This is a genomic window from Nocardia amamiensis, assembly GCF_015477605.1.
GTDB classification, from domain to species: domain Bacteria; phylum Actinomycetota; class Actinomycetes; order Mycobacteriales; family Mycobacteriaceae; genus Nocardia; species Nocardia amamiensis_A.
The window spans coordinates 22,935-28,953 of record NZ_JADLQX010000034.1 but is presented as its reverse complement, the minus strand read 5'-3'; the positions used below and the strand labels follow the sequence as shown (position 1 = coordinate 28,953).

The following is a 6,019-nucleotide window of genomic DNA, read 5'->3' as shown; positions in this document are numbered from 1 at the left end:
GCGCTACCCCTGCTCCTCGACGCGCCGTCCGGATACCGCGTACAGCTCGATCCATCCGCGCCCGGAATCGCAACCGGGCCCTGTCAAGACTTCTACGGCGACTCTCACACCTCCCGTGTGTCAGCATTTACCGACGTCTCGAAATCTGAAACAAGACTTTTGAACATGCGGTGACGCAGGAACGATCAGGTGGTGCAAGCTATCTGACAGCAGTCAAGCTCAGTGTAGTCATATCGACCGCCCGGCTTCGTGCGCGAGCCGGGCGTTTCGATGCCTATTCGGGCGGGATGACCGCGATGGATCCGCCCGCCTAGACCGTGCCTCGTCCATATCGTTCGCGACACCGTCTGTGATACAAGCGGATCTGCAGTGGTCAACCCGGTTATCCGGGATGGTACATCCTACGTTCGGATCGAAACCCGCCCCGGATGGGCGGCTTTGGCCCCGGCGATCGGTACCGATCGGTCTGCACGCCACCGTTGCCTCGCATCGACACGCCCTACTGCGCTAAGTCGTGCATAGTGCCGACTATGGCAATATGTTGGCAACTGTTATTCATTCGCGCGATCATGATGGAGCTCTTTCTCGTTCATATCGGATCCCTTCCGATGTCGACTCCATTTCTCGACGCGGGATCGACCAATGCGGGAAGGTCGTAACACCTGGTGATATCTTTCGATGACGGCATACCGTTCATCGAATAGTCTTTTCAGCGCAAGAGATCCACAGTGTCAACGGTCTCCGTGGGCAGGGACGCGGTAGGTCGTGTGCTGCTTCGGTATCCGTAATCGGCCGGCCCATTGCGGACTCGGACGCCGTTCGAGGCCGAGAACCAGGGCGACGCGGGACGGTGCCGATGAGACCTGGCGTACCAGCTGCTCAACGGCCGGCCCGGGAGTGCCCTGGTCGCGGAAATGCTCAGCATGCCAGCAGAGCCGAGCGAGCCATGGTGCAATGAGTAATTTCGGCAAGGTATCTCAGACCCTCGATCCGGGGCACGCCGACGGTGTCCGACTGGTGCGGCAAGGTTCTCCGGACGATTATTCGGCGAAATCGCAGAATGCGCCTCTACCGTGGCGCCGACGGCTTCCTGCATGGAACCCAGTTCCGGCGACCGGCGGAGGGATGTCATTCAGTGGATGGGCCATCCGACCCGGCATTCCGGTCCGCGTGGTAGGCCGCGACCGCGGTCGGCAGCGTCGGGTACAGGTGCGCCTCGCCGATCTTCGCCGTCAACCCCGATGCGTCCAGATTGTCGCGCAGATCCCGTTTGACGCGCGCCATAGCGAAGACGATCCCCCGTTCGGACAGTTCGGCACGGAGCTGTTCGACCGCGTCCAGCGCGGTCAGGTCGACTTCGACGTTCGCCTCGGCGTTGAGCACGAACCATGACACGGACGTTTCTCCGCGTTCGCTCCATGAGTCCACCGCCGCAAGCGCCCGGCGACGGAAATCCTCGGCATTGGCGAAGCACAGCGGGGCGTCGTAGCGGTAGATCACCAGTCCTGGAACAGGTTTCGCACTGGGGTAGTCGTCGACGTCGTGCATTCCGGCAAGCCCGGGTACGAAGCCGAGTACCGCGTCGTGGGCGCGGGCGACCCTGCGCAGCAGATCGAAGATCGACAGCGCGATGGCGACGAGCACACCGTAGAGCACGCCGAGTCCCAGCACCGCGATGACCGTGCCGAGCGCCAGCACCAGCTCGCTGCGCCGGAATCGCGCGATACGCCGGAACTCCGGCAGGTTGATCAGGCGCAGCGCCGCGTAGACGACCAGCGCTCCCAGCGCCGCGGTCGGAAATGCCGCGAGGACGCCGCGGGCTCCGAGCAGCACCGTGAGCACACCGCCGAGCGTGACGAGCGAGTACAGCTGGGTCCGAGCGCCCATGGCGTCGGCGATCGTGGTTCTGCTGCCGGAACAGCTCACCGGGAATCCGTGCAGGAGCCCGGCCGCCAGGTTTGTCGCGCCGAGGGCCGCCAGTTCGGTGTTCGCTTCCACGCGGTATCCGTGGCGGGCCGCGAACGCCCGGGCAGTCAAGACGTTGTCAGAGAAGCCGACCACCGCGATGCCGATCGCGGGGAGAATCAGTGCCGCGACGTCGTTCAGGGAGACCGAACTCAGGCCCGGCGCCGGAATCCCGGCGGGAATCGCGCCGACCATCCTGATGCCGAAGCGGTCCAACGAGAAGACCCCCACCACCGCGGTCGCCAGCAAAACCGCGATGAGTGGGCCGGGCGCCCGCGGAGCACGCCAAGCCAGCACCAGGAGTCCCGTCAGCACCGCCGTCGCGAGCCAGACGGTGGGCCCATGCCATTGCTCCAGGTTCTGGAGGGAAGACCGCAGTTCCGCGACGATCGATTCGCCTTCGACCGGCACTCCAGTCACCGATTCGAGCTGGCTCACGATCATGATCCCGGCAGTGCCCGCCAGATACCCGACCAGGACCGGTTTCGACAGTAGATCCGCCAGCACGCCCAACCGGGCGGCCGCACCGGCCAGACACAGCGCGCCGACCAGCAGCGCGAGCACCGCCGCGAGTGCGGCGTATCGACCTGGGTCACCCAGCGCAAGCGGAGCCAGCGCGACGGCGGTGAGCAGCGCGGTGGTCGACTCCGGTCCTACCGAGAGCTGTCGCGACGTCGCCAGCAGGGTGTAGACCGCCAGCGGGCCCAGCGCCGCCCACAACCCGGCCACCGGCGGCAGGCCCGCGACGGTCGCATAGGCCATGACCTGCGGGATGAGGTACGCGGCCACGGTGACGCCGGCGAGCAGGTCGTACCGAAGCCATGCCCGCTGGTAACCCTCGAATTGCCGGAGGCCAGGGAGTGAACGTGCCAACACTGTTCCAGCATCGCCTACCGGCTGCCGAGAAGCGTCCGAACTCGGCCCGGGTGGGACGGGACGCTCTCGCCGTCGCCCGCGAATCCGCCGTGGCGGCCGCCGCCCCGATCGGCGAGCTGGACATCACGACCGATCTGGTGGAGGCGCCATCGATTCCGGTCCTGCGCGACGGATCCAAGCCCGCGCCTGCTCGTCGTCGGCACCCACGGGCTCGGTCCGTAACAGCAGCCCGGTACGGGGCCACTCGCATCCGGATTCGGGACCTATGACTCCTCCGGCAACGGGCGTCGCAACCTACCGTCGGCGGTATGAACGAGCTACCGACCGGGGAAACCATCGAGAAGGCCGTCCTGCTCGCCGGCCGGGCGCCGTCGCTGCACAACAGTCAGCCTTGGCACTGGAGGTTCGACGGGGACGCGCTGCGGCTTTTCGCCGTGCCTGAACGAATGCTCCCGGCGACGGACACCGCTGGGAGGCAGATGCTGATCAGCTGCGGTGTCGCCCTGAACCATCTGCGCGTCGCGATGGCCGCGGCGGGCTGGCGGATCCTCGTCGCCCGTTTCCCCGACCCGAACCGTCGCGAGCACCTGGCCACCCTCGCCTTCCGGCCGGCCCAGATCGTGACCGATGGCGACCGCGCCCGCGCCGGGGCCATTCTGCGGCGGCGCACCGACCGGCTGCCGTTCGCAGAGCCGACCGGCTGGTCGGATTTCGAATCGGTACTGCGCACCACCTTCGATCCCGCCGATGCCACGGTGGACGTGTTGCGGGACGACAGCCGGCCCGCCTTGGCCCGCGCCTCGGAGATGACCGCGTCGCTGCGCCGCTACGACTCCGGGTACCACGCCGAATTGCAGTGGTGGACCGGGCACACGCTTGCCGACGCCGGTGTCCCCGGGGACGCCCTGATCTCCCCGGAGGAACGGCAGCGAGTGAGCGTGGGACGTCAGTTCCCCGGGGCCGGTGGCACGCACCGCCGAAGCGAGATCACCGACGACCACTCGGTGATCCTCGTACTGTCCACCGACAGCGACATCCCCGACGACCTGCTGCGCTGCGGTGAGGTGCTGTCCACCGTCCTGCTCGAATGCACCCTCGCGGGCTTCGCGACGTGTCCGCTGACCCATCTGACCGAAGTGCCACGCAGCCGTGCCGTTGTCCGGGAGCTGACCGGGCAGTCCCGCCTGCCGCAGGTGCTGGTCCGGGTCGGCATCGCCCCGGAGCCGGAACCGGACGGTCCAGCGACCCCGCGCCGGCCGCTCACCGAGATCCTCGACATGCCCCCTAAGGCGTTATGAAGTCAGCGACCCGGGCGGCCTGATGATGGAACCAAAGATCTTGCCTGGCAGCGAAACCCGCGCCGACCGACCGACTCGGCTGGGAACCGCGGCCACCCCAGGTGACCAACGGCCCCGCCGCGCAGGCGGAAGGCCCGTATCCGCGCGCCCGCGCACCGAGAACACTCGAAATATGACCACCCACGACGACGCGCCTGCGGTTCCGGCACCTGATCACCCGACGATACTGGCGGCGCTGCGCTTGGCCGCTCGTGCACCGTCGGTGCACAATACCCAGCCGTGGCGCTGGATCCTGGACGGTACCCGCCTGCACCTGCACACCGACGCGGACCGGCTGCTGCCCTCGACCGACCCGCTCGGCCGCCAGTTGCTGATCAGCTGCGGCACCATGCTGCACCACGTTCGCACCGTCTTCGCCGACCGTGGCTGGCACACCGACACGGTACGCATACCGAACCCGCAACGGCCCGATCATCTCGCGACGATCGAGTTCCGGCCGTGGCCGGACCCGCCCGAGGGTGTTCACCCTCGAGCGCTCGCCATCGACCAGCGGCGCACCGACCGGCTGCCCTTGGCGGAACCTGAGGGGTTCACCGACATCCTGCCCCGGATCCGCATGCTCAGCTCACCGCACGAGGTCGAACTCGACGTGCTCGACGAAAGCGCCCGGCCACGCTTGGCCGCCGCGTCCGCCGAGGCTGGTGCCCTACGCGGCAACGACCTGCTGTATCAAACCGAATTGGAGTGGTGGGCCGGACATCCGGACACACCTGAAGGTGTGCCGCCGTCCGCACTGGTGTCGGACGCGGAGTTCGCGCGTGTCGGTGTCGGACGCGTCTTTCCCTCCGCTCCGCACTCGATGCGCCGCGCGCAGCTCCGAGACCGCGCGCGGCTGGTGGTGCTCAGCACCGACGGCGACTCGGTCACCCACTGGCTGCATACCGGCGAGGCACTGTCAGCCGTGCTGCTGGAGTGCACCGCGGCCGGGCTGGCGACCTGTGCGCTGACCCATATCACCGAACTCCCGACCGGCCGGACACTGCTCACCAGCCTGATCCCCCGCCCGGCCACGCCACAGGTGGTGGTCCGCGTCGGGACCGCACCCGCGGACAGCGAGCTGATCCCGCCCACCCCGCGCCGACCGCTCACAGACATCTTCACTGTCGTCGACCACCACTGAGGCGACTGTGAAGTCAGTACCCCGCATCGTGGCGGCGGAATCCGGTTCGAGCCCGATGCCGAAACCAACACCGGGGCTGTCTCGACGCTGGTTGCGACGACCTGGGGGCCTGCGAGATCGAGGTGATGTACGGCTCGGCAATCGGCCGGCTGCTATCCGCCGGCGCTGCTGAACTGCTGCGGCTTGCAGGCTGGCTGTGTTTACCCGGTGCCGCGTCTCAGGGCAACTGGAGGGTGTGCTCGTCGTGGGTAATAGCCTGCCTCAGCCGTTCGCGCGACAGTGTGTGCGGACCGCATTCGCAGGAGGCGGGTAGGCCGTCGTCGACGATCGGGGCGGCCGCCAGTAGGTCGACGTATCGTGTGCCGCGGTCATGGGCGCCATGTCCGGTATCGACGTAGTCGCGATCACCGTGGGCATGTGGACCGACCACGGAGCGGTACACCGCGCCGGCGGACGTATCGAAGACGGTCGCCACATGATGACCGCGCCCACACCGCACCTGGAGGAGCACCTGCTCGGTAGGTTGCGCCAGCGCATCCAGGGCCTGTTCGGCGATGCGCCGCTGTTCGGGCGCCGAAAGGTTCGAATTGTCGGTCATGAGATCAGGATCGTCGCCGCCGGCGCCCATCGACAGGGCCGAAATCACCCATTCCCGTGACGATCGGCCCCATTCCGACTCCTTCGGCCACCTGTCGGGCCG

The 6,019-nt window shown here is 67.5% G+C and carries 5 protein-coding genes; 3 read left to right on the top strand and 2 right to left on the bottom strand.

Annotated features, from left to right (window positions below):
- Positions 1-1,128: 1,128 nt before the first annotated feature.
- Positions 1,129-2,841: a SulP family inorganic anion transporter gene (locus IU459_RS31025; protein WP_195133151.1), complete on the bottom strand. Its 1,713-nt coding sequence runs from the start codon at positions 2,839-2,841 to the stop codon at positions 1,129-1,131.
- Between IU459_RS31025 and IU459_RS31020 the strand changes: the two genes are divergently transcribed.
- The 3 genes from IU459_RS31020 (at position 2,832) to IU459_RS31010 (ending at position 5,319) form a co-directional block, all read left to right on the top strand.
- Complete coding sequence (locus tag IU459_RS31020; RefSeq protein ID WP_195133150.1) at positions 2,832-3,110, top strand: hypothetical protein; 279 nt, start codon at positions 2,832-2,834, stop codon at positions 3,108-3,110. The genes IU459_RS31025 and IU459_RS31020 overlap by 10 nt on opposite strands.
- A 39-nt stretch (positions 3,111-3,149) precedes the next feature.
- Positions 3,150-4,139: an Acg family FMN-binding oxidoreductase gene (locus tag IU459_RS31015; RefSeq protein ID WP_195133149.1), complete on the top strand. Its 990-nt coding sequence runs from the start codon at positions 3,150-3,152 to the stop codon at positions 4,137-4,139.
- 172 nt (positions 4,140-4,311) lie between these two features.
- Positions 4,312-5,319: an Acg family FMN-binding oxidoreductase gene (locus tag IU459_RS31010; RefSeq protein WP_195133148.1), complete on the top strand. Its 1,008-nt coding sequence runs from the start codon at positions 4,312-4,314 to the stop codon at positions 5,317-5,319.
- Between the two features lie 217 nt (positions 5,320-5,536).
- On the opposite strand, the gene IU459_RS31005 is transcribed toward IU459_RS31010, so the two are convergent.
- A complete protein-coding gene (locus IU459_RS31005; RefSeq protein WP_228838774.1) occupies positions 5,537-5,917 on the bottom strand; it encodes a hypothetical protein in 381 nt (126 codons plus the stop codon).
- Positions 5,918-6,019 lie beyond the last annotated feature (102 nt).

Coding starts and splice junctions, on each gene's coding strand:
- IU459_RS31015 (WP_195133149.1), top strand. CDS start 3,150: ATGAACGAGCTACCGACCGGGGAAACCATCGAGAAGGCCGTCCTGCTC.
- IU459_RS31010 (WP_195133148.1), top strand. CDS start 4,312: ATGACCACCCACGACGACGCGCCTGCGGTTCCGGCACCTGATCACCCG.
- IU459_RS31005 (WP_228838774.1), bottom strand. CDS start 5,917: ATGACCGACAATTCGAACCTTTCGGCGCCCGAACAGCGGCGCATCGCC.